Annotated in this window: 17 protein-coding genes; 14 read left to right on the top strand and 3 right to left on the bottom strand. The window is 43.3% G+C overall.

The features are described from left to right. Positions 1-8: 8 nt before the first annotated feature. The 3 genes from EV146_RS09315 (at position 9) to ystJ (ending at position 3,983) form a co-directional block, all read left to right on the top strand. Positions 9-1,253, top strand: coding sequence for an oligosaccharide MFS transporter (locus tag EV146_RS09315; RefSeq protein WP_132005077.1), 1,245 nt, complete (start codon positions 9-11; stop codon positions 1,251-1,253). 201 nt (positions 1,254-1,454) lie between these two features. Further along, the gene (locus EV146_RS09310) at positions 1,455-2,243 is read left to right on the top strand and encodes an MreC domain-containing protein (protein WP_132005074.1); all 789 of its coding nucleotides are present in this window, start codon (positions 1,455-1,457) and stop codon (positions 2,241-2,243) included. A gap of 492 nt (positions 2,244-2,735) precedes the next feature. Beyond that, positions 2,736-3,983, top strand: coding sequence for an NADP-dependent malic enzyme (gene ystJ / locus EV146_RS09305; RefSeq protein WP_132005071.1), 1,248 nt, complete (start codon positions 2,736-2,738; stop codon positions 3,981-3,983). Between the two features lie 642 nt (positions 3,984-4,625). Here ystJ and EV146_RS09300 read toward each other — a convergent pair. Together EV146_RS09300 and EV146_RS09295 are read right to left on the bottom strand one after the other, a co-directional pair. Then, positions 4,626-6,938, bottom strand: coding sequence for a thiamine pyrophosphate-dependent enzyme (locus tag EV146_RS09300; protein ID WP_132005068.1), 2,313 nt, complete (start codon positions 6,936-6,938; stop codon positions 4,626-4,628). Between the two features lie 18 nt (positions 6,939-6,956). After that, the gene (locus EV146_RS09295; protein ID WP_132005065.1) at positions 6,957-7,967 is read right to left on the bottom strand and encodes a 2-oxoacid:acceptor oxidoreductase family protein; all 1,011 of its coding nucleotides are present in this window, start codon (positions 7,965-7,967) and stop codon (positions 6,957-6,959) included. Between the two features lie 377 nt (positions 7,968-8,344). Between EV146_RS09295 and EV146_RS09290 the strand changes: the two genes are divergently transcribed. Both EV146_RS09290 and EV146_RS26950 read left to right on the top strand, forming a co-directional pair. Then, on the top strand, positions 8,345-9,070 hold the full coding sequence (locus EV146_RS09290) for an endo alpha-1,4 polygalactosaminidase (protein ID WP_132005062.1): 726 nt from the start codon (positions 8,345-8,347) through the stop codon (positions 9,068-9,070). Further along, on the top strand, positions 9,061-9,210 hold the full coding sequence (locus tag EV146_RS26950) for a hypothetical protein (RefSeq protein ID WP_158287062.1): 150 nt from the start codon (positions 9,061-9,063) through the stop codon (positions 9,208-9,210). Before EV146_RS09290 ends, EV146_RS26950 begins: the two co-directional genes overlap by 10 nt. Before the next feature lie 443 nt (positions 9,211-9,653). Here EV146_RS26950 and EV146_RS09285 read toward each other — a convergent pair whose 3' ends face one another. Next, positions 9,654-9,920: a hypothetical protein gene (locus EV146_RS09285; RefSeq protein ID WP_241993879.1), complete on the bottom strand. Its 267-nt coding sequence runs from the start codon at positions 9,918-9,920 to the stop codon at positions 9,654-9,656. A 319-nt stretch (positions 9,921-10,239) separates the two neighbouring features. On the opposite strand from EV146_RS09285, the gene EV146_RS09280 reads away from it, so the two are divergent. The 9 genes from EV146_RS09280 to EV146_RS26945 all read left to right on the top strand — a co-directional run bounded on the left by EV146_RS09280 (position 10,240) and on the right by EV146_RS26945 (position 25,310). After that, positions 10,240-11,286 carry an autoinducer 2 ABC transporter substrate-binding protein gene (locus EV146_RS09280; protein WP_132005059.1) on the top strand — a complete coding sequence of 349 codons (1,047 nt, stop codon included), beginning with the start codon at positions 10,240-10,242 and terminating at the stop codon, positions 11,284-11,286. After that, positions 11,276-13,090, top strand: a complete 1,815-nt coding sequence (locus EV146_RS09275; RefSeq protein WP_158287061.1) for a sensor histidine kinase — start codon at positions 11,276-11,278, stop codon at positions 13,088-13,090. Before EV146_RS09280 ends, EV146_RS09275 begins: the two co-directional genes overlap by 11 nt. Next, complete coding sequence (locus EV146_RS09270; RefSeq protein ID WP_158287060.1) at positions 13,083-14,729, top strand: response regulator; 1,647 nt, start codon at positions 13,083-13,085, stop codon at positions 14,727-14,729. Before EV146_RS09275 ends, EV146_RS09270 begins: the two co-directional genes overlap by 8 nt. Positions 14,730-14,978: 249 nt before the next feature. After that, positions 14,979-16,487 carry a sugar ABC transporter ATP-binding protein gene (locus tag EV146_RS09265; protein ID WP_132005050.1) on the top strand — a complete coding sequence of 503 codons (1,509 nt, stop codon included), beginning with the start codon at positions 14,979-14,981 and terminating at the stop codon, positions 16,485-16,487. Between the two features lie 58 nt (positions 16,488-16,545). After that, positions 16,546-17,583, top strand: coding sequence for an ABC transporter permease (locus EV146_RS09260; RefSeq protein ID WP_132005047.1), 1,038 nt, complete (start codon positions 16,546-16,548; stop codon positions 17,581-17,583). 3 nt (positions 17,584-17,586) lie between these two features. Next, positions 17,587-18,609, top strand: coding sequence for an ABC transporter permease (locus EV146_RS09255; protein ID WP_132005044.1), 1,023 nt, complete (start codon positions 17,587-17,589; stop codon positions 18,607-18,609). Positions 18,610-18,678: 69 nt separating this feature from the next. Continuing rightward, positions 18,679-19,731, top strand: coding sequence for a rhamnose ABC transporter substrate-binding protein (gene rhaS, locus EV146_RS09250; protein ID WP_121613694.1), 1,053 nt, complete (start codon positions 18,679-18,681; stop codon positions 19,729-19,731). 445 nt (positions 19,732-20,176) lie between these two features. After that, a complete protein-coding gene (locus EV146_RS09245) occupies positions 20,177-23,767 on the top strand; it encodes a family 78 glycoside hydrolase catalytic domain (protein ID WP_132005041.1) in 3,591 nt (1,196 codons plus the stop codon). A 1,078-nt stretch (positions 23,768-24,845) separates the two neighbouring features. Next, a complete protein-coding gene (locus EV146_RS26945) occupies positions 24,846-25,310 on the top strand; it encodes a hypothetical protein (protein ID WP_158287059.1) in 465 nt (154 codons plus the stop codon). The last annotated feature ends 14 nt before the right edge of the window (positions 25,311-25,324 follow it).

Here is a 25,324-nt window from a genome sequence, read left to right as displayed (position 1 = left end):
AGATTCATATGCTAGGAACAAAGAAGAACTTTTGGAACTTTGGAGGCTTGTTCTTCTTCTACTTTTTCATTTGGGCTACTGTGCTGACGTTTTTGCCGATATGGCTGGAAGACCAGGCAGGATTAACCGCTAAAGAATCAGGATTTGTGTTTTCCGCCATGTCTCTGGTTGCCCTTTTATATCAGCCGTTTTTTGGGGTCATTTCGGATAAGCTGGTATTTAAGAAAAATTTATTTGCAAGTGTTGTCATCGTAGCAATGTTTATGGGACCATTTTTCAATTTTCTTTTCATCCCATTACTGGATTTTAATATTTACATAGGTGCTTTGCTTGGAAGTTTATATCTTAGCTACGTCTTCTTCGGCGGTGTAGGCGTTGTTGAATCGTATATCGAAAGGTGCAGCAGGTCGAATGGCTTTGAATATGGCCGTTCGAGATTGTTTGGGTCCATTGCCGGTGCAACAGCAACCTTCGTTGGCGGAGTTCTCTTTGTGAAGGATCCGGGAAGCATCTTCTGGCTGGCATCAGCCTCTGCGGTTGTTCTTGGAATCTTGTTATATACTGCTAAAGTAAACGTTAACACGATGGGAGGAAGTCAAGGAGGTTCAGAAGCTTTAACGAAGGAGACGATTCTATCGATCTTTAAGCTGAAAAATTTCTGGATGCTGGGACTCTTTATTGTCGGTGCGGCTTGTATATATGATGTGTTTGACCAGCAATTCCCTAATTATTACAATCAATTCTTTGATTCACCTTCAGAAGGAACAAATGTATTTAGTAAACTAGTTTCCCTTCAGATTGGACTTGAAGCGATTATTATGGTGTTTATGCCTGCTTTGATTAACAAGATTGGGGCAAAAAACGGATTGCTTTTATTCGGTCTATTGACAGTTGTACGTATATTTGGAAGCGCTATTGCTGTCGGGCCAATTTCGTTAAGCTTAGTCCGTTTGATTGCTGCTGTGGAAATGCCATTGCTGCTCATCTCCATTTTTAAGTACATTACAGGTGTCTTTGATGTACGTTTATCTGCCACCGTATACCTGCTGGCTTTTAATTTCGCCAAGCAGCTGTCCGTCATGGTCTTTTCCAGTGTGGCCGGGGGATTATACTCTATGATTGGGTTTAAAGAGACCTACTATATTTTAAGCGCGATTGTTTTAGTCATCACCATTATTTCTGTGTTCACTCTTGAGAATGATAAGCCAAATAAACTGGCTTTCAAAAATAACTCTCTAAAAAAAGCGATTTAATTACTTTTTAAAAGGAATCAAACATCACCGGATTGAAAACTAGACTAATTACAGGCCCCTGCAGAAAGCAGGGGTCTTTGCCTGCTTTTAGCTTTTAGATGGATTGCCCATTTTTACCCATTCCCTTTAGTCGTGGACTCATATATTATAGTATCAACACAGCATCGTGAAGCACCTTTTGAGGCGGAAAGGGGGAAAAGTATGAACACTGACGAGGCTTTTGAGCTATTAACGGATGCAGGAGTGGCTGAAGATCTTAGTATTCAATTGGTTAGGCGCTGGCTGCGTGAAAGAAAGATTAATTATGAGGGAACTGTACGGCGAAAGCAGGGATACATACTCAAGGATACGGATCAAGCGTTGAACATGCTAATGGAAGCGGGCATACCGGAGAATGCTGGCATTCAAATTGTCCGGCGCTGGCTGAGCCAAGGCAAGATCCACTCCGTTGGAGATGGGAAGCAAAGAAACGACACGGTCCCAAAAGAAACAGCCTCCAAGAAATCTTCACCTCATACCAATGAGCACGATAAAATCATCCGCCAATTAAAAGTAAGAATCAAGACACAGGATGAACATATTAAAGGAATCGAACAGCTCCACAAGTCCTCCATCCAATCTTTAATACAGCAAAGAGAAAAATTAACAAAAGAGATTGTCGAGCTGGAAAAGGAACTCAATCAATTACAAAAGGAAACGAACCATCTATTAAAAGAGAATATTCATTTACGGAATGAACTATTAAGCTTAAAAGATGTGCTGTCAAAAAGCGGGAAGATGGACAAGGCCAGAATGAGGACGACCCTTCCCAAAAGTGGAGATTATCGTGAAAAACTGGGACTTTCAAAAACAGCAGGCCACAAAGAAGTCCTGGCAGGATTTAAGCAGCTTTTAAAAGTCACCCACCCTGATCACGGCGGAAATGCCGCGTTCTTTCATTATATAAAATCGGATTATGATCAATATAGAAACAGCAGAAATGGAGAGTAAGGCTTTCAATCATGATCCCATGGGTCCGCTTTTTTTAGAGGGAAAATATTAGATGATGTCTTTTTGAAATCCCGCACTCCTCCATTAACCCATTCAATAACTCTTGCGACTGTTACTGAATTAGTACCGGTCCATAGATTTGCAGCCTTCAAAACTAAAGTTGAAGGTTTTTTGTTTTGAATAAAATAATTCCAAAGCGCAAGGATCCCTTTTTAAAGGGCAGGGTAACCCGAAGTCTATGACCTTTTACATGATGGACAGAAAGTACAAAAAGTTCATATCAGACACATTACTTTTTTTAATGCCAAAATCTATCAATATGAAAGGAATGATACTAAGATGTAGGTAGAAAAACGCCAGCTGCTGTATTATGTAAACGGTTACTACATGCCCTTTGGCGAGTGGCTTAACTTGGCGTTAAAAAAGCACTCTGTTTGCAGCTAGTTCACGATTAAGAGGTATAAATTATAAAAGGATGGGAGACAGGAGCCAATGTCAACTTTGAAAGAAAAAGCATTAAAAATGCATAAGGAACACCAGGGAAAGCTTGGTGTCCATTCGAAGGTCCAGGTCAATAATGCACAGGATTTAAGCTTGGCGTATTCACCGGGTGTTGCGGAGCCTTGTATGGAAATCCACGAGGATGAAGGCAAGGTCTACGATTACACTGCAAAGGGAAATTTAGTTGCAGTCGTATCGGATGGCAGTGCAGTCCTTGGACTTGGAAACATCGGGCCGAGTGCGGCCATGCCTGTAATGGAAGGGAAGGCAGTTTTATTTAAATCCTTTGCAGATGTGGATGCTTTCCCAATTTGCCTGGCAGCTGCGAACACAGATCAAATTATCGAAACGGTAAAATTGCTGGAACCAACATTTGGGGGAGTAAACCTGGAGGATATTGCCGCTCCGCAATGCTTTGAAATTGAAGACCGTCTCCGCAAGGCATGCGATATTCCTATTTTCCATGATGATCAGCATGGCACGGCGATTGTCACCGCTGCCGGATTAATCAATGCATTAAAACTGGCTGGTAAAAAAATAGAGGAAATCTCCGTTGTCGTCAATGGGGCGGGGGCAGCAGGAGTAGCAATCGTTAAACTGTTATTACATATGGGTGTGAAGGATGTTATTTTATGTGATACGAAAGGCATTATCTACGAAGGGCGCACTGTTGGGATGAATCCTTTCAAAGACGAAATGGCAAGAATCACAAATCGGAAGAAGAAACAAGGAACACTTGCAGATGCCCTTGTTGATTCGGATGTGTTTGTCGGAGTTTCGGCAGCCGGGGCGGTTACCAAGGAAATGGTTCGTTCCATGAACACTGAACCGATTATTTTTGCCATGGCGAACCCTTTGCCCGAAATTATGCCGGAAGAGGCAAAGGAAGCAGGAGCACTTGTGGTCGGTACAGGGCGTTCTGATTTCCCGAACCAGGTCAACAATGTCCTTGCTTTCCCGGGAATTTTCCGAGGTGCCCTGGATGTAAGAGCAAAGGAAATCAATGAAGAAATGAAACTGGCTGCGGTATACGCCATTGCCGATTTGATCTCAGACAAAGAGCTCCATGCCGATTACGTGATTCCAGACCCCTTTGACCCAAGGGTTGCAGCACATGTTGCCTCTGAGGTAGCAAAAGCCGCAATGGAAACGCAGGCTGCCCGTAAAAAAGTGAATGTTGACGAAATTAAACAACGATTATTGCAACTGGGGGAGAAAGAACAGCGGGTTTTTGTATAAACGATTACTGGCTATAGGTCGTGGTAACGCAAGGAGAAAATGCGTGACCTGTACAGAAGGGAAGCAGTGGTGGAGGTAACGCAAGGAGAAAATGCGTGACCTGTACAGAAGGGAAGCAGTGGTGGAGGTAACGCAAGGAGAAAATGCGTGACCTGAAAGAAGGGAAGCAGTGGTGGAGGTAACGCAAGGAGAAAATGCGTGACCTGAGCAGAAGTGAAGCAGTGGTGGAGGTGACGCAAGGAGAAAATGCGTAACCTGAGCAGAAGTGAAGAGGTGGTGGAGGTAACACAAAGAGAAAATGCGTGACCTGAACAGAAGGGAAGCAGTGGTGGAGGTAACGCAAGGAGAAAATGCGTGACCTGAGCAGAAGTGAAGCAGTGGTGGAGGTAACGCAAGGAGAAAATGCGTGACCTGAAAGAAGTGAAGCAGTGGTGGAGGTGACGCAAGGAGAAAATGCGTGACCTGAGCAGAAGTGAAGAGGTGGTGGAGGTAACACAAAGAGAAAAATGTGTGCCCGAAGCAGAAGGAACCTTATAGTGGCGGTAACGCAAAGTGCCTCCAAGGAGAATAGCCATAGAAAGCAGCTGCATCTTTATTAAAACAATCATGAAAAACCCTCTTGATGCAAGAGGGTTTTCCATTTTATAAATAAGGGCTCTCATGCTTTGCGCGCAGCTGCCTCCAGCGGCGTTCGACTTCCTGATCGAACTGCTGAAGCATTTCCTGGCTGCCTTCTTTGAGCAAATGCTTTGTTTTGCCCATTAGCTTTAGCCATTCAGATACATTGATTCGCTTGTTCTTTTCCTCGGGGTCATAGGTGACGGTTGTAATTCCGCGATCTACTTCATAGAGAGGGAAGAAGCAGGAATTGACCGCCGCTTCAACGATTGTCTGGCCGAGTTCATCCTTTGATTTCCAGTTTAAGGGACAGGTGATCAGGATCTTGCCGTAGACCAGACCCTCATTTTTGGCATACCATTGTGCTTTTGCCGCTTTCTTCAGGAGATCACGGTCAAAGGCTTCCGTTCCGGTGAAGACGTAGGGTATATGTGTTGCAGCCATGATTTGGGCGGTATCTTTATGGTGGAATGGCTTTCCGTTTTGGAAGCTCCCGACGCTGGATGTACTTGTCATATGGCCCATCGGTGTGGAATAGGAGAGCTGGCTGCCTGTATTCATATAGCCTTCATTATCGTACTCGAGAATGATCATTTTATGGTTACGCAGAGCGGTTCCTATTGCAGGCCCCATTCCAATATCCATTCCTCCGTCGCCGGTGACCATGACAAACGTATAATCATCACTCAGTCCGAGTTCCGCCAGCTCGCCGCGCCTTTTTCGCTCATGGAACATTTCGACGAGTCCGGACAACGTTGCTGAGCCATTCTGGAACAGGTTATGGATATAGGTTGCCTTGTGGGAGCTATAAGGGTAGCCTGTCGTCACAACCATGGCACAGCCTGTATGGAACAGCGCCACAATATCTCCTTCAATTCCTTTGAAAAAGAGCTCCAGTCCGGAGAAGATTCCGCAGCCCGGACAGGCTCCATGTCCGGAAGCCAGCCGTTTTGGTTTCTTTGTCAAGCTTCGCAGCGGCGGGATTTTTACTTTCAATTCGCCTGTTTTCTCATCCGGGGTGACCGTGATCAAACCAGTGTTCAAGTCTTCCTTTTTCATCGGATTGAGGACCCTTTGCGGCGCATTTTCTGTTTTTCCCGGTGCATGGCCAAAGTAGTCGAAAGGCTTTTCAACAATGCCTTTCATCGCAGCTTCCTGTGCCAGCAGGAAAAACTGCTCCGCTTCATCGGCATAAAAATCCTTTCCGCCCAGCCCATATATCCGGTTGATGACTTTTGTGCTCACATTTCCGTGAGTCTGCAGAGCCGCACGCAGTTCAATCGCCATATTGCCGCCGTAGCCGCCGTAGGAGTCTGCCCGGTCTCCAACCGTTACCGCTTTAACGTTCTTTAACACTTCAGCCAGCTTCTGCTGCGGGAAGGGGCGAATCATATTTGGAGAGATGACTCCGGCTTTAATCCCTTTTAAGCGGAGCCTGTCTGCAACATCTTTACAGACCTCTGCTGCTGAATTCAGCATGAACACGGCCACCTCGGCGTCCTCCATCCGGTAGAGGTCGAGAACTGGATATTCGCGTCCTGTCAGCTGAGCATATTCAGCGGAAATGCGTTCAAATACTTTCTCGGCATTGTACATGGCAACAGACTGCTGGTAGCAGTTGTTAATATAATCAGGTTCATTCATGTACGGACCGATTGTGACTGGATTTTCCCGGTCAAGGGCATGAGGGAAGCTTGTTGGCGGATCGCCAATAAACTTCTGGACGTCCTCTTTATTTTTAAGGACCTGCACCCTCCGCTTTTGGTGGGAAGTAAAATAACCATCAAAAGAAACGATAACAGGAAGCCGGACTTCTGGATCCTCTGCCAGCTTGATTGCAATCAGGTTCATATCATAGACAATCTGTGGGTCACGGGCCATCAGTATGGGCCAGCCTGTGTTTAAGGCAAAGTAAAGGTCGGAATGATCACCATGTATATTCAATGGGCCTGAGACGGAGCGGTTCACCAGATTCAATACCATGGGAAATCGGGTTCCGGATTGTACAGGGAGCTGTTCGAGCATATAAAGGAAGCCGTTGGCGCTCGTCGCATTGAAAACACGGCCGCCGCCGGTTGCTGCCCCGTAGCAAATGCCAGCTGATCCATGTTCTCCGTCAGCAGGGATCAGTACGATGTCATGTTCACCCTTGGCCTTCATTCCGTCCAGAAATTGTGCAACTTCCGTTGAAGGGGAGATTGGATAATAGCCCATGATATGATAATTGATCTGGTGTGCGGCGTAAGCGGCCATTTCATTTCCCGATTCAAAAACAATGTTTTGTTCAACTGCTCCGCCAGGTTTGAGGAGCTCTTCCTGGTTTACATCAATACTCATTCCATTTCCCGCCCTTCTCTAATTTTGTGCAGCCAGGTCAAACAGGTGTGGCACCCGGTTCCGGTCGGCATAGCCGTCGTTATATTCACGAGCCTCTGTCAGCGCTTCCACCGGGCACGCCTGCACGCACTTTAAGCAGCCTTTGCAGTACTGGTAGTCAATTCCTTTAAGGAACATCTGAGGGCGGCCGCGTTTGTCCGCTTTTTCTTCCCAAACAAAGCAAAAGTCGGGGCAGGCAGTATCGCAGGCAGCGCAGTTGATGCACTTATCATCATGGAAATGCGGCAGCATCCCGGCGCGAGAAATGCTTAAGTCCTTGAGGATGCTGTTTCCAGGATTGATGACAGTCCCGCCAATTGGCTGGGTTTCGTAGCCTAGTACTGGTTCATGCCTTTTAAAAGGTCGAGGCATAGAGCCTTCATCAGGTGTAAATGTCATAAACTCTACTTCATGGAATCCTCTGTCAAATGTCCGGATATTAGGCTCCACAAAATGTGGGTATTTCTTTTCGAACGTCCGGCGAATGGTATCCTTCATGGAATCTGGATCAAGGAAATTGAGGATGCGGTAGAGTGCACCAAGCATCGCTGTATTGACCTTTGTTTGCTCTTCCAACGCAATCTCGGTGGCGTTGACAACGGCAATCGTACCGCCATTAATCTTCATTAATTCTCTTAGTTCATCAGGGGGTCTTTGTGAGTTGACAAGGATGGTGCTGTCAGGGTAAACGCCGCTGGCGCAATCGATGGTTTTTAGCAGGGCATCATGGAAAATTCCTACAACATGGGGGCGTTCTATTGGTGTGGTATCGCGAATGTTTGTTTCTGGATCGCAGAAACGGATGTATGCTTTGACTGGGGAGCCTTTTTTCTCGGAACCATAGGATGAAAAGCCTACTCCATTCAATCCATTTCCAACGACTCCATCCTCCGAGAGCATCTTGCCAGCCAGGTTTGCTCCCAGGCCGCCAATCGACTCAAGCCGAATCTCAAAAAAACCTAACTCATTAACTTTTGGCAATCTGGACAAATAGATTCCTCCAATCATATTAAATGAGTTCGCTTTTGGTTAGAATATTATAAATTTTCTAAAAACGTGTTTCTTGAATTTATTGTAACAAGTTAAGAAAGGGATTACAACACGTAATTTAAATGGGGACTAATAAAGACCACGTATAGTTCTTTTATGTTGGTATTCAAGGAATTATGCCAGTTTGTCGTGGAATTGCTGGTTCGTCCCATTGATATATAACAGTTATATTTTGTATTATAACAGGGTGAGCGGGGGCAGAAGTTGGTTAACAGAGTTACCATTGAATCTATTTACGGATCGCATAAGAATCAAAAAAAGATTTGTAGATAAAGATATAAGGTTCTATAGTAGGAAGAAAAAGCTTTGGAGGATTTATGAAGAATGTAAAAGGCTTTTTCTTTATTTTATTTGTTTTAGCTGGAAGTTTAAGTGCCTGTGGCCACGATCATGCTGAAGTAAACGAGTCTTCTGGAAAAACGGAGGGCAACAGAAGCGAAAAGCTGGAGAGTGTAAAAGCATTTAAATACTATCTTGATGCTGGAAGCGAGTCGGTCCTGTCAAAAATGAAGCAGCAGGATTTAGTTATTGTTGAACCGGTCGTAATGGAAAGGAAATACATCACAGAAGCACAAGAAAGCGGGACACTTGTGTACGGATACATCAATTCCATGGAAGCAGATAAATGGAATAGTGAACTGATTGCCCGGTTCAAGGAGGAAGCCTTTTTTCACAATAAGAATGGAGACCGTCATTATATCCCTAAATGGGATGCTTATTTAATGAATATTTCAAATCGGCACTATCAAGATGTGTTGCTCGACGAGATCCAAAGAAGAGTGGTTAATACAGGATTAGACGGTGTCTTCCTTGATACAGTTGGAAGTATTGAAGATTATCACCATGGTGACGATAAGGTCTTAAAGCAGCAACAAAAAGGGATGGAACTATTCATGAAAAGAATAAAAGAAAGATTCCCAGATTTATCAATTGCTCAAAATTGGGGCTTTGAAACTCTTAGCGATTACACCGCTCCCTATGTAGACTTTGTTATGTGGGAACAATTTGATTATAGCAAGATCTCAGTAGATTCATGGTGTTAAAAAAGATAAGGAAACAATACGGAATTCAAGTAATGACGATCTCTTTCAAGGAAGAAAAAGACAGCAGAGCACTGGCAGAAACACATGGATTTAAGAATCTGTATCATCCAGCTGGTTCTTACTACAACGAGTGGGAATAAATAGAGGGAAATCATTTTGGCTGGTCTCGTTTCGGGTGAACCCATCTTTATGGATTGATCGTCAGGGTAATGGAATAAGAGGAATGGCGGATTGAAAAGCTCTATAATTCCCTTATTCGAGGACCGGAGAACAAAAGAGTCGTTATAAAAATACCCATGATGCCCGAATAAGCGTATGACAATCCAAAAGAGTCATTTTAAGAGCTTCATAGTACACGTTCTGGCAGGATGAAAAAGAGGAGTGTCTAATACGCACAAGAAGAAAGAATGGAAAAGCTCATAGAAGAAGTTTTGTGGTCATTGGTGAAGTGTTTATTTTCAGATAGCATAAGGACTATGTATCATAAAAAAACAGACCAAATTTTTTTATCGGTCTGTCATTTTATAAGTTAATTTTGACTCATTTTTATATGTCATAATGGCAATCAAGGCAGCCAAATGAATTAATTTAATTTGTTGACATCAGTCAGGATTGATTGGAGGATATCAAGGTATTGGCCTAGCTGCATTCGCTGGTGGTCAGATGCATAGGAAATGGCAGTCTGGATTTGCTGAATGGCTTCGTTCACTTCCTGCATTAGATTGCTTAATTGGGATCCATACTCCGGACTTGACGGATCCATCCCGGTGTAAACATCCGTTGCCTGCTTCATCCCTTGCTGAGCCGCCTGAAATAGCCCCTGTTTGTCTGGATGTTCATAGTAGGACAATTGAATTCCTCCTTATTTTACTTATTAAGGCTAGTTTTTCCAAAAGGCAAGGAAATTATGTACTGTGCAGGAAAGAAATTTACTTCAGCATACTTAAATTTGTTTATTATACTGTAAAAACTTTTGCCAGTTAGAAACGTACATGTTTACTTAGGATCCTCGGACACTCCTTTTTAGGACATTGCTACGGTAAAATAGAATCTAGTCTTAAGCAAAAAGAACCACCGTGAATAATAGTGAATAGATAATTCAAAACAATAAAAACATATGATATTATCTGAATAGATATAAAGTCGCACAAAAGGGGAGGGGGCAAATAATGATAAAAAAACTATTTTCCTTTAATGTCCTTTTGTTTTTATTTGTAAGCGGTTGCAGTTTGGGCGCGGCAAACACCGATGAATATAAAGTGGTTTTTAATAATAGGCCATCACAGCAAGGGGATGAAGAACAGCACTTAACCGAATACACGGTTGCGATAATTCCAAAGGTGATTAATATTCCTTATTTTAATGCTGTGGAAGAGGGCGCCATAGAAGCAGGAAGAGAACTCGGAGTCAAGGTCATTTACAAAGGACCTACTGTGGCCGATTCGAAACAGCAAATAAAAATCATTGATGAACTGATTGAAAATGAAGAGATTGACGTGATTGCAGTTTCAGCCAATGACCCCGAAAAGCTGATTCCCGTCTTAAAAAAGGCACAGAACCATCAAATTAAGGTCATCACCTGGGATGCTGATACGCTCCAGGAAGGCAGGGACTTTTTTATCAACATGGTAAATCCGGAAACCTTAGGCCGGCACTTAATGGACACTCTGGCGTGGAATGTAGGCGAACAAGGGGAATTTGCCATTATGACAGGGGCAAATTCAGCCTCAAATTTAAATGAATGGCTGAAATGGATTCAGCAGCACCAAAAGGAATATTACCCTAATATGAAATTAGTCACAATTGCAGCCACAGATGACAATCCGAATAAAGCCTATTTAATTGCCCAGAAGCTCATCAAGGACCATCCACAGCTGAAAGGTATTATCGGCAATTCGTCCGTTGGGCCGCCAGCTGCTGCACAAGCGGTCAAGGAAGCGGGGAAGGCGGGGAAAATAGCTGTTGTTGGACTATCTCCGCCAAACCCGATGAATGAATATCTAAAAGATGGGTCAGCTCAGATCATTACGCTGTGGAGTCCTAAAAAACTTGGCTATCTCACTGTTGCCCTAAGCAAGAATATGGCAACTGGAGTCCACCCTTATGACAATCAGGAAATTCCGGGAGTAGGGAAGATCCGGATGCTGGATGATGTGGTGACAATGGGAGAACCGATCGATTTTACTAAGGATAATGTGGACCAATATGATTTTTAGACATGTAAGGCTGAGAAATTATAAATTAATGACCAAGCTGATGATTACCTATCTCCTTCTGACTGTCATCCCGATTTCTGTGCTGGGCTATGTAGCGTATAGCCAGTATACGAACTCGGTTGAAGAACAGGTAGGAGAATACATTCCCAAGCTTTTGGAGCAGGCTAATGGAAATATTGATCATCATTTAGATGAAATGAAACGGCTGCCCGATTCTTTGTATAATTCACCCCAGGTGATCGAAATCCTCAGAAAGGATTCCTACCAAAGCAAATCCAATTTATTAAGAGATGAATTTTTGGTGAACAGCTTTCTGTCAAGAACCTATATTAATGGAGGAAATTCTGATATTCTGGGCGTCTTCCTGCTCTCAAAAAACAGGCTGTATAAGAGTACAAAGGTCACGTATAGCGGATTGGGATTAGAGTCTTCATTCCTGCCTTATGGACAGGATCTCGATTTGGAAGGGAAAGAAGAGGTTCTCCTTCCTTACGAAACAAACCTCAAATTCAAGGGGAACCCGCCCTTTATTTTATTGATGAAGCAATTAAGGGACTTTGAGAACCAGGAAAACCTGGGAACCATGCTTATCGCTGTTGAACTGACATTTTTTGAAAAAGCCTTAAGTAACTTAAAAGAAGAAGGACAGTCAAGTATATGGATGACGGATTCCGCGGGAAGGATTTTCTTTCATACCGATCCTGAATTCATTGGCAAGTTTGATGACAAGTATTCCGAATATCCGAGGATCAATGGCAGCTTTCGGACAACTGGACTGGCGGATAACGACTTGATTAGCACGGCGGATTTTCAAGGCAACGACTGGAAAATATTCCATAGCATTCCCTTAAGTGATTTAACCCAGGAAGCCGATGCTGTACGAAATGGGACAATCATTGTTTTTATTCTCGTCGTGCTCCTCAGCATTGGGATTTCGATCCTGCTGGCATGGAATGTATCCAATCCTTTAAACAAGCTTGCGAAACTGATGAAACAAGTAGAAAAAGGGAATTTTAATGTCGACCTTCTGATTGATTCAAGGGATGAAGTCGGTACCCTTGCCAAGAGCTTTAATTCAATGATGCAGGAAATTAACCAATTAATAAAAAAGAATTATCAGATTGAATTGCGGCAAAAGGATGCGGAGCTTTATGCGCTGCAATCTCAAATTAATCCCCATTTTATGTACAACACACTTGAAACCATAGGATATGCAGTTGAGGAAGAAGAGACAGAAGTTGTCGTCAAAATGGTGACGCTATTGGGTCGGATGTTAAGATACTCACTTAATAATAAGGACCGTGTCGTCCCGATTTCCTTTGAAGTCCTACATACGAATAATTACTTGACCATTCAAAAATTTCGATTTGAAGATCGGATTCATTTCGAGATTTACGAAGAAATTGATACAAATCGCTATTATACGCCGAAGTTCATTCTGCAGCCGATTATTGAAAACGCGATTAAATATGGACTTGAAGAATATCAAACCTGTGTAATCCAAATTTTTATCCGTAAAACAGCCAATAATGAGCTGATGATCAAGGTAAAGGATAACGGCCCTGGAATCGACGAGACAGTGCTGTCGAAATTAAATGGATTACTAGGGAAAGATCCAATGGCCGGACGGAATTCAGGTTTTGGATTAAGAAATGTCCATGCAAGAATTGCCATGATCTTTGGCGATCCCTATGGTCTGGAAATAAAGAGCAAGATCCATGAAGGTACAGAGGTTATCATTAAGATTCCCATGCTGACAGGTGAGCAAGCTGCAAATATAAGTGGGGGTGTGGAAAGTGCCTAGGAAAATAAGAGCCATCATTGTCGATGACGAAGCAAGGCTGAGGCGCGGAGTGGAACGACTGGTCCTTTCGAATGAGGAAGAATGGGAAGTGGCTGGAAGCTTCAGCAGCGGAGATGAATGTTTAACAGCGATTCAAGAAGAGGAGATTCCCTTTGACCTGCTGATTACTGACGTCAAGATGCCTGGCATGGATGGACTGACGCTCATTAAAAGATTAAAAGAATTATCGGCCTTTCACGCGATGGTGATAAGTGGATTTGATGACTTCCAGTTCCTGCAGACCGCGATTCGTGAAGGTGCCAGTGATTACATGATTAAACCGATTGACCGCGATGACTTCAAGTCACAGCTGAGGAAGATCAAAGAAAAAATTCACGCTGAGTGGAATGACTCCCTGCGGCTGGAAGAAATTGAGTCAAAAGCCTCACAATTCACCCATGTTAAACAAACGCAGATGTTAAGTGAAGTCACCTGGAAACAGGATATAGACCTTTCCCTTCTAGAATGGACAAAGGATTTTCCCAACGGCGAGTATGTGCTCATGTATGTCGGTCTGGATAACCTGTTGAGCAAGTCAAAAGCCTTTGAAAAAGACGACTGGAATGCCTGGACATTTGCCATTGAAAATATGTATGAAGAAATGAGGGGAAACCTTGTGCGTTCCTCCATTCATACGTGGAGATGGAAGGGAGAAGATTTATCATTCTGGCTGCTCCTTCATGCACAGGAAGGGAAGGGGGACTTATCAATTGATGAGGGCGGACTTCAGTTCGCAGATGAGCTGCGATTGAATATTAAAAGGTACACGCCTTTTACTTGTTCGATTGCTGTGAGCCGGAAGATCAATGACCTTGCCTTACTGCCTAGTTTAAAGGATGAACTTCTTACTTATATCCAGTTCCGCCTGCTCTATGGCGGCAATCGGATCTTTTCTTCTGAAGCCATCAATCAATTGAAGATGAACAAAAAAGGAATGGACAGCAAAGAGGCAGAACATCAGATTAATCGAATCATCTATTCGCTGGACAGCAGGAATCCGGAGAAAACGAAGAATGAAATAATGGGATTCCTTAATAGGATACAATCCCTGAGTTCACCGGAGGAAATCGAGCATTCTTTGCACTTGCTGGGCATTCAGATCATTAATTACATGATTAAAAATAACCAGGGCAGAGCCGAATTCCCACTTATGAAAGAGGTATTTGGTTTAACCAAAAAAATGGTTAATTTAATTGAACTGCGGAACGAAGTATATGAGTGGGTTAAAAAGGTACTCGCCATAATGGAGCAAAAATCTGAAACACAGAGTGCAGATCCAATTGAAGTTGCGAAAAGATGGATCCGGGATCATCTTGACCAAAACATAACGATTCAAAAAATCGCCAGCGAGGTTTATTTGAATCCGACTTATTTTTGCGAGTATTTTAAAAGCCAGACTGGGGAAACCGTTCTGGACTATGTAACCAGGATCAGGATGGAAAAAGCACGGATGCTTTTAGTCAGTTCAAACTTTAAAATATATGCGATTTCTGAAATGGTTGGGTATACCGACACGAAATATTTCACAAAATTATTTAAAAAGCAATATGGAGAAACACCGTCAAAGTATAAAGAGAGTATTTTATTTGAGCAACATTAACTTCCTTTTTTAGGAAGTTTTTTTATATCTCTTTCTCTTCCGCTTTTATTCCTCGCTGTTGCCATTCGCGGCCAGTAATTTTCAAAACAGCAGAAAATCATCCCCCTAAACCGAAAAACGTCTCCTACTACAATAGCTAAAGGTTTATTAAGATGTATGTAAGCGCTTTTAGTCGGAAGGACTACTAATTGTTCTTTAATAGATTGAAAGGACGGGAGTAAGCAATCTCAAACATGTAGGAGTGATAGCATGTCAGAATATGTTCTCGAGCTGAGAGGGATTACAAAGAAATTTCCCGGTGTAAAAGCTCTTGATAATGTGCATTTTAAGCTGAAGGCTGGAGAAATCCATGCTTTGATGGGGGAGAACGGGGCCGGCAAGTCTACCTTTATTAAGGTGATCACCGGGGTCCATGCCCCAAATGAGGGTGAAATGTTCCTGTACGGGGAGAAGGTGCAATTTGCGAATCCAAAGGATGCCCAGAACAAAGGGATAGCTGCTATTTATCAGCATGTGACCAATTATCCGGACTTAAGCGTAACAGAAAATATCTTCATGGGTCATGAAAAGGTTCATAAAACAACCAAGCGGCTGCGATGGAAGGAAATGCATGCTGAAGCAAAAGCAATTTTGCAGGATTTAGGGTCTTCCATTGATCCAAAGACCGAAATGGGTTCCCTCAGTGTCGCCCAGCAGCAGATTGTTGAGATTGCCAAGGCGATTTCAACAAAAGCAAAAATTATCATCATGGACGAACCAACAGCTGCTTTAACAGCCAGGGAAAGTGAAGAGTTATATAAAATTACCGAGCGCCTGAGAGATCAGGGAGCATCCATCATTTTTATTTCCCACCGCTTCGAAGACATGTACCGGCTGGCCAGCCAGGTGACGGTATTCAGAGATTCCAGGTACATTGGATCATGGGGAGTGAATGAAATCACCAATGACCAGCTGATTGTGGCTATGGTCGGCCGTGAAATCACCCAGGTATATCCACACAAGAAGAATAAAGCTGGCGAAAAACTGCTGGAGGTAAAAAACCTGGGGAAAATGGGCTATTACGCAGACATTTCCTTTACCCTCAACAAGGGAGAGATTCTTGGATTAACCGGACTGGTAGGTGCAGGTCGAACGGAAGTATGCCAGTCACTTTTTGGAATCACCACTTATGACAATGGAGAAGTTTATCTAAAGGGACAAAAAATTAGAGTGAGGAACCCAAAGGAAGCCATGAACCTTGGGATCGGGTATTTGCCTGAAGACCGGCAGCTGCAGGGGCTGGTGCTGGACTGGGGGATTGGGCGGAACATTACCCTTCCAGCTTTAAAAGACCTGTCGAGCAAAGGCTGGTTAAACGAAAAAAAAGAGGCCTCCCTTGCGAAAAAATTAGCTGAAAAAGTAAATGTGAAGGCGAACAGCATTTTCGATCTGGTAAGCTCGCTTTCTGGAGGGAACCAGCAAAAGGTAGCCGTAGCAAAGCTGCTGACTGCGGATCTCGAGATTATCATCCTTGATGAGCCCACAAAAGGAGTGGATGTCGGGGCAAAATCCGCAATCTATGAAATTATCAATAATCTGGCAGCGCAAGGCTATGGAATTATCATGATTTCTTCAGAAATGCCAGAAATATTAGGAATGAGTGACCGAATCGTTGTCATGAGGGAAGGAAGAATCACGAAGGTAATAGATAAAAAAGAGGCCACACAAGAAGTGATTCTTGAGGCGGCTATGAGTGAAATCAAAGAGCAGGTTGTCTAATGAAGAATTATTGAAAGGGTATTAAAAGCCCTTTCTTATCACAAAAGAGGTGAAGCATATGCCCGAGAATGTCATACAAAACTCTGCACAGCTCCAGTCACCAGTGAAAAAGACATCTAAGCTGGCCAATATTTATAAGTTCAGGGAGCTGGGATTACTAGCGTTCATTGTCATTCTTTCTCTTGCAGTCCAGCTGCGCAACCCCAGCTTTTTAAGCGGGGAAAATATCAATGACATGATTACAAACACAGCGATCTTGAGTATTTTGGCACTGGGAATGATGCTGGTGCTTGTAACAAGAGGAATTGATTTATCGATAGGTTCCACCATCGCTTTTTCAGGAATGATTGCGGCGCAGGCTGTCAGTGCCAATCAAAACTTAAATCCGTTTGTCGTCATTCTAATGGGGATTGTCATCGGGATGGCTTGCGGCGCTGTTAATGGAATTTTAATTGCCAAGGTCGGCCTGCTTCCGATCATCGCGACATTGGCCATGATGAACATATACCGAGGAGTCACATTTAAAATCAGCGGCGGGGAATGGATTTCATCCTATCAAATGCCGGAAAGCTTTGTCTCAATTGCAACCGGAAAAACCTTTGGCCTTAATAATTTAATTGTTATTGCAATCGTTATCTACCTGTTATTCTACTACCTTATTAATCATACAAGAACGGGACGGCAGATTTATGCAGTGGGCAGCAACCCTGATTCGGCAAAAGTCAGCGGAATCAAGGAAGGCCGGATCCTTCTGCTCGTTTATACGATTATGGGAGGGTTTGCAGGTCTTTCAGGCGTTCTTTGGGTTTCAAAGTTTGCCTCTGCTCAGGGGGATACGGCATCTGGCTACGAATTGACTGTTATCGCTGCCTGTATACTAGGCGGGGTGAGCATCGCTGGGGGATCCGGCAAGATTTCAGGAATCATCCTCGGGTCGGTTCTGCTTGGAATCTTGAACAATGCCTTGCCATTATTGAATGTATCACCGTTCTGGCAAACAGGGATCCAGGGTCTGATCATCCTCGTTGCTGTTATCATTAACACGCTCGTCAAAAGAGGTGTTGACCGCAATAATCTCATGAGGAGGAAAATATAAGTCATGGAACAGAGAACAGCACTTGATAAGCAAGGATATATTCAGCGAAATCTCCTCGATAAGAAAGATTTCAGTCTTAAAGGATTTTTCCTTCAATGGGAATGGATGCTTGTCATTATCTTAATCGCCGTCATGATGATCAACGCCAGTCTTTCTCCGTATTTCCTCAATTATGCGAGTTTGCGTGACGGCACGATGATATTCATGGATAAGGCCTATATCGTGTTCCCGATGGCCATGATCATGATTCTTCGTGACATTGATATTTCTGTTGGTTCAACCGTCGCCTTATCATCAGTTGTGATGGCGACGATGTATAACAGCCTGGGTGTTCCAATGGAGCTTGCTGTTGTGATTTGCCTGGCAGTTGGTGCGCTTTGTGGGTTTATCAATGGCCTGCTGATTGTAAAGTTCAAGGAACTGTCCGCCGTTATTGTCACTTTGGGAACGATGATTCTCTATCGAGGAATCGCGTACGTCATCCTTGAAGACCAGGCATCAGGCAATTTCCCTGAATGGTTTGGATTCTTTGGCTGGGGTTATGTATTCGGAATCCCCTTCATTCTTATCTTATTTATCATTATGGCAATCCTTTTCGGATTCCTCCTTCATAAAACGACCTTTGGGCGCGAAGTCTTTGCGATGGGCAAAAACCCAACTGCCAGCCGCTTTTCGGGGGTCAAGGTGGATAAAATTAAAATCATTGTATTCACCCTTGCAGGTCTTATGGCTGGCCTGACCGCACTGTTCCTTGCTTCCAGGATGGGAAGCACAAGGCCAAATGTAGCAACCATGTATGAGCTGGATGTAATTGCCATGGCCGCATTAGGCGGAGTCAGCACGGCAGGAGGAAAAGGCAGAATCATCGGGACCGTGATTGCAGTATTCATCATTGGCTACCTTCAATACGGTTTGGGGCTGATCAATATTCCGGCGCAAACACTTCTGATCATTGTGGGTATCCTCCTGATCCTTGCAGTTGCAGTTCCAAAGATCAAGCTGCCAGCTTTTGTAAAACGAAAATAGGTCAAGGTTATACAGCAGCCTCAGCTGCTTTGTATCAATAAAAACAGTCAAAAAAAGGGGAGAAAAGGCTTGAAGAAATTTTTATCGATCATTTTATCAGTTGTTTTACTCTCATCCATTCTTGTGGCCTGCAGCCAGGGAACACCTCAAAGCGGAGGAGCCGCAAGTGAGGGGGAAAAGGAGAGCAGCGGTCCAAAGAAATATGCCTTTGTTTTTAAAAATACTGGAAATCCGTATGGGGAAAAAATGATGGATGGATTTCAGGCAGCTGTTGAGGAGCTTGGCGGCGAAGTGATCCTTCGTTCACCAGACCAGCCAACCGCCGAAGGCCAGATCCAGATCATTGAACAGCTTATCACCCAGAAAGTCGCTGCGATTGCCATTGCAGGAAATGACCAGGATGCACTGGAGCCGGTGTTGAAAAAAGCAATGAATCAAGGAATTAAAGTCCTGTCTGTTGATTCAGCGGTTAACGCTAACAGCCGCCATATTCACGTCAATCAGGCAAACCCGGAAAGAATCGGCCGTGTGCAAATTGAAGCAGTAAACGAAATGATTGGCGGCGAAGGGCAAATAGCTGTCTTAAGTGCCACATCACAGGCAACAAACCAGAACCTTTGGATTGAGTGGATGAAAAAAGAGCTTGAAAAGCCAGAATACAAAAATATTGAACTTGTAAAAGTAGCCTATGGCGATGACTTGAGAGACAAGAGCGTTTCCGAAACAGAAGCATTGTTAAAGTCTTATCCAGACCTAAAAGCGATCATTGCGCCAACAACCGTTGGCATAGCAGCTGCAGGGAAAGTGTTAACTGATAAGGGATTAAAGGATAAAGTAAAGCTTACTGGCCTGGGTTTGCCTAGTGAAATGGCCAGCTATATTGAAAGTGGTGTCTCTCCGTGGATGTATCTGTGGAATCCGATTGAGGTCGGAGAAGCAGCTGGTTTTACAGCCCATGCCCTTGTGGAAGGGAAGATCAAAGGTGAAGTTGGCGATACATTTGAAGCTGGTGACCTTGGAAATCAGGAAGTCGTTGAAGATGGCGATGGAACACAAATCATGCTAGGAGATCCATTCAAGTTCGATGCTGAGAACATCGCTGAGTGGAAGGATGTTTATTAATAACTAAATACTCTTAAGAGAATCTTAGAAAAGCCTGTGGAGTTAGTTTTTTACATCTGCAGGCTTTTGCCTTTCTTTAGGAATAAGAAGCTGTGGAGGGTTTCTAGATTGAACTTTTTCTTATTCTCTATTGTCGTTGTATCTTTTAAAATACCCGAAAACTATCCCCCTTACCTGAAGTTTATCTACTTTTTTGAATAGTTAAAATAAATTAAGATTTTAATAGGGCAACAGTTATTGCCAATGAAAACCCGAACAAAAATTGAAAGCGTTAACAACTATTTGCGGAAACTCTTATACAACCAGTACATACAAAGTGCTGATCTGTATAGAACGATTCTGCAGAAAGGAGGGCGGTCTGCTGCTTCATCCTAACATTACATATCTGCAAAAAAGGAGGTTTATATTTTTATCAGAAAGAAGCAAAATTTTAAAGGAGGCTATTATGAACAATTCATTTTCACTAGGTTCAAAGCGGATAATAAGTATTTTCTTATTAACCCTGCTGATTATAAGCACGGCTGTGAGCAGTTTTAGTCCAGTGGCATTGGCCAAAGGCAGTAAATTTAAAGTCACAAATCTAATGGTGGATCATACGTCAACACCATTGGGGATTGATGTTGAAAAACCGAGTTTTAGCTGGCAGATGGATTCTGATAGGCGCGGGGCTTCTCAGACAGCCTACCAGGTAGTAGTCAAGGACTCTAAAAACAAAGTCGTATGGGATACAAAAAAAGTCCAAAGTGATGTTTCTGTTGGCATTCGGTATGCCGGAAAGGATCTGAAAGCGACAACAAGATACAATTGGACGGTAACGGTATGGGATGAAAGCAACAAAAAAGCATCATCCACTTCCTGGTTTGAAACTGGCCTCATGAATCCTGATCCAAATTTATCAGGCTGGGATGGAGCTTCCTGGATTGGAGGAGATGATGAGGACCTTGTTTTATATTCACAATATTTAAGTGTGTTTAAGGTTAATTATTCCCTTCAATTAGATCAAGCGACAAGAGCAACTAAAGCGAGTTTTATCCTGGGGGCAAACGATGCTAGACTGATGGATAAAAATAAGAACATCTACAATATCGAGAAGAAAAAGAATGAAAGCTACATTGACATTGAACTGGATATTTCAAAAGTAGACGGAAGTGAGAATGGTTTAGCTAAGTTAAATGTCTACCGAGCTGGCTACAAGCAAGGAGACTCTCCAGAGGTGCCTTTATTTAGCTATCATGTTCCTTTGAGTTTGATTAACGTCGACAATAAATACAAGGAACACAAATTTTATATCTGGGGCAACTCAGGGATATTCAATATTTACATCGATGGAACGGCAGCAGCCAATAAAATTTCCGAAGGCAACGGCATTAATCTAAATCCGGTTGGTTCAGGAGGGAACTATATCAGCTTCCCTATGCTTGCAGATATTGGTTTCTTTGTGGATGCAGGGCAAAAAGCCTCGTATAAAAACCTGGAAGTTACCAACTATCGAACTCCGGAAAATGCTTTATTTCTAGAAGATCTGGAAGGAAAGGCTTATAACGGCATCTACTCTGAAGCTTTGAAGAAAAATACAGGTTTTACGATCAAAAATGGTTCCTACATTTTAGAAGGTAAAAAGGATGGTTCCTTTGTTGTGGCTGATCCTAGCAGTAACTCCATGCCAATGTTAAGAAAAGAGTTTACAGCCGATAAAAAACAAATTGAAAGTGCGAAGGTTTATGCCACTGCACGCGGAATTTACGAATTGTATATCAATGGTGAACGGGTTGGGGAAGACTATTTTAATCCAGGTCTGACTCAATACAATGTAACACATATGTACCAGACCTATGATGTTACCAACATGATTAAACCAGGGAAGGCTAATGCAATTGGTGCGATGCTGGGAGAAGGCTGGTGGAGCGGGGCTACCACATTTACTACGGCCAACTGGAACTTCTTCGGAGACCGATCATCCTTGCTTGCCAAGCTTGTGATTACCTATAAGGATGGCAGCAAAAGAGTGATTTCTACCAATCCAGACTGGAAATACAGTAATGAAGGTCCGGTTGTTTACGGAAGCTTCTTCCAGGGAGAAGTGTATGATGCAACCAAAGAAAATGAGTTAAAGGGATGGAGCAAAGCCGATTTTGATGACAGCAGCTGGAAAAAAGCTGTTGAAGTACCGCTTGACAGTAACACAACCGCACCTGGCCTTAGCTATGACAACATGCAGCTGATCGGGCAAATTGGAGAAAATGCCTCTGTGGTTAAGACACTCACCGCCCAAAAGGTAACGGAGGTCCGCCCAGGTGTCTATGTTTATGACATGGGTCAAAATATGGTCGGAGTACCTAAAATCAAGCTGGAAAACGAGACTGCCGGAAATAAAATAACCATGAGATATGCGGAAGTATTGTATCCAGATCTTCCTGAATCCAAGGATAATGTCGGCATGATCATGCAGGAAAACCTTCGTGCGGCCTTAAACCAGGATACGTATATTGCGAAAGACGGAGATCAAGTAATTCAGCCGCGTTTTACTTTCCATGGTTACCGTTATATTGAAATCACGGGTATTGATGAGGCTCTGCCTTTGGACGCTGTCCAGGGAGAGGTGATTAGTTCAGTAAAAGACATCGATTCAAGCTACAAGACTTCGAATCAGCTGGTAAACAAACTTTGGGAAAATATTACCTGGTCCATGAGGGGCAATTTCCTATCCATCCCGACCGATACTCCGGCACGGAATGAACGGATGGGCTGGAATGGCGATATTTCCGTCTTCTCCCGCACAGCAACTTACCTCGATAATGTAAACCAGTTCTTTAGGAGGCATAATCTTGCAAACCGAGACATGCAAAGTGCTGCAGGACGATATGCAGACGTTGCTCCTGTAGGACCTGGCTTTGGCGGCATTCTTTGGGGAAGTGCAGGCTTGACCGTCCCATGGGAAGCTTACCAGCAGTATGGAGATATTACGATATTAGAAGAGCACTATGATTCAATGAAGAAATACATGGCTTATTTAGACACCAGGGTTAATCCGGCAACGGGCTTGATCAATGAAGGCCCATTAGGGGATTGGCTAAGCCCGGAAAGCAGCAAGACGGAAAATGTGATTCTCTGGTCTGCCTACCATGCATATGATTTATGGATTATGTCCAAGGCGGCAGAAGCCCTTGGCCATGAAGGTGACGCTGAGGGTTATTGGAATAAGTATATGGAACGGAAAGAGTTTTTCAATAATAAGTTTGTGGATGCCAAAACAAAGAAAACCCTTAAATCGAATGGTACACTTGCTGACAGCCAGGCTTCCTATGCAGTGCCATTGGCACTTGGCATTTTTAATGAAGAGAATACTCCACATGCGGCGGACCATCTTGCAGCAGCAGTCATGCGTGAAAACACCGATGACAGCGGAGTGACCCGTCCTTCGTATTCATTGATGACCGGGTTCATTGGCACAGCTTCGATTAGCCAGGCACTGTCCGATAACGGATACGATGATATTGCCTACCGATTGCTGCAGCAAACTTCCTACCCGTCATGGCTGTATTCAGTGAAGAATGGGGCAACAACCATTTGGGAAAGGCTGAATTCGTACACGGTGGAGGACGGCTTCGGCGGCAATAACAGCATGAACTCGTTCAACCACTATTCCTTTGGTGCTGTAGGCGCATGGATGTACAATGAATCACTGGGAATCGAACGTGATCCCGAGAATCCTGGTTTTAAGCATTTCATCCTAAAGCCAACCCCGGATCCGGATGGAGTCATGACGTGGGCAGAGGGCCACTATGATTCCGTATATGGCCGAATAAAGAGCAAATGGGAAGTTAAAAATGGCACATTAAACTACAGTGCTGCGGTCCCTGCGAACACAACGGCAACCGTTTATATTCCTGCGAGCAGCGTCAAAACCATCAAAGAAAGCGGCAAGCCGATTTCCAAATCTGAGGGAGTAAAGTTTATCGAGTTCAAGGACGGAAAAGCAGTCTATGAGCTTGAAGCTGGTTCTTATGATTTCAGTTCAGCTATTGCTGGACAGTAGGATTATAGATTAAGCGATAGAATGGGGGAAGCCTGCAGTCTATAGGACCTGTTTTTCATAATGGCCCCTATCTTTTCTACTCTCTCAGTGAATCCACTAGAAAACGTGTTTCAAGGTAGGTAGTAACAAGTGACTTCCAGTAGGAAGAATGATACCCGTCTGGAAAACCATATTAAAAAAACGTCATTATAAAGCCAATGAACGAACCTCAATAAGGAAGGAATGGAAACAGGTCAACTAAGTTAAGAGAAGGTGAAAAACATCAAGGGTGGTTTGGAAAAAGGGCATCATAAGACCAGGTAAAGACGTAAATCAAAATAGTTTTCACAGACTAGACACAGCTTTTTCATTAACTGAAAAGAATCAATGCATAAACAAAAATAATCTATGCATAAACCTGAAAAATCAACCGATAAACCTCAGGAATCAATGCATAAAGGATCAGGAACCCTGTTTGTTAAAGACTTACTAATGAAATTGAGTGCCAAAATAAACTATTAAAGTAATATCTGCTGCATTTTATCTATTTTTGTTCTATTCCAAGCTCGATTAAGGGCGTTTCAGCCGTTTTTTACCTTTATAGAAGAAATAATTCGAGTACAGGAGGAAGAAGAATGAGCAAATTCAATACTTTTCTGGAAACGAAAGTGATGCCTGTTGCCGGCAACCTTGCTGGCCACCGTCATCTGTAATCGTGGGGATGATATTATGCTATTGATTATCAATGGTCTGTTTCTTATTTATCGCCAATTTTCCCATTATGGCATGAAAGATTGTCCCGGTTTCTAAAAGTGATCAAGGTGTAAATATTAAAGACGAATCTAGTGTACTCTTACTAATTCGTCCTAATACAAAAATGGAATCAGGAACCATTAAAACTGAAACCCGCCGACCGGCGGGTTTTTTAGTTGAATTCCCGATAGGTTGTGTGATTGATTACCGTTATTCGATATGGATTGAGAGCTGAAAAAAAGTCCTGCTCCTTTAGCGCTTCATTCTTGCAGATATTAGCCGATACTAAATGGAGAGTATTAACTATAAGCACAGTAATAAACTGGAAAGAGAGTGTGTTCCATTGATGTACAAGATTGAATCACTAGAATCATTAGTTAGAATGATCCCCCTATTGAAGTCTTCCGTGCCAGCGGACTTATCAATCGCAATCTGTGACATGGAAAAGTTTATTGCCTATTTTCCTGGAGAAACGATTAATCTGGCTATAAGGGTCAACCAGCCATTAAACCCGCAGGAACCCCTTTCGGTCGCTTTAAAAGAGAATCGTTCCCTACGCTCGGAGGTTCCTGCCGATTTTTATGGTTATGAGTTTACAGGGACCGCTACCCCTCTGCATGATCACAGCGGGAAGGTTATCGGCGGGATTGCGGTCCAGCTGCGAAGGCAAACCGAACTTAGAATGATATCCGACCAGATCTCTGCTTCGCTCCTGCAGGCAAATGATCAAATAAGCACCATTTCTGATGGATCAAATGCACTTGCAAATTTTTCCAGGGATCTTTTAAACCAGTCTCACCGCGCTGTTTAGGACGTAGAGAAATC

The sequence above is a fragment of the Mesobacillus foraminis genome (assembly GCF_004340465.1).
Lineage (GTDB): Bacteria > Bacillota > Bacilli > Bacillales > Cytobacillaceae > Mesobacillus_B > Mesobacillus_B foraminis.
The sequence above is the reverse complement of the archived record's forward strand: the minus strand, read 5'-3'. Positions and strand labels throughout refer to the sequence as shown.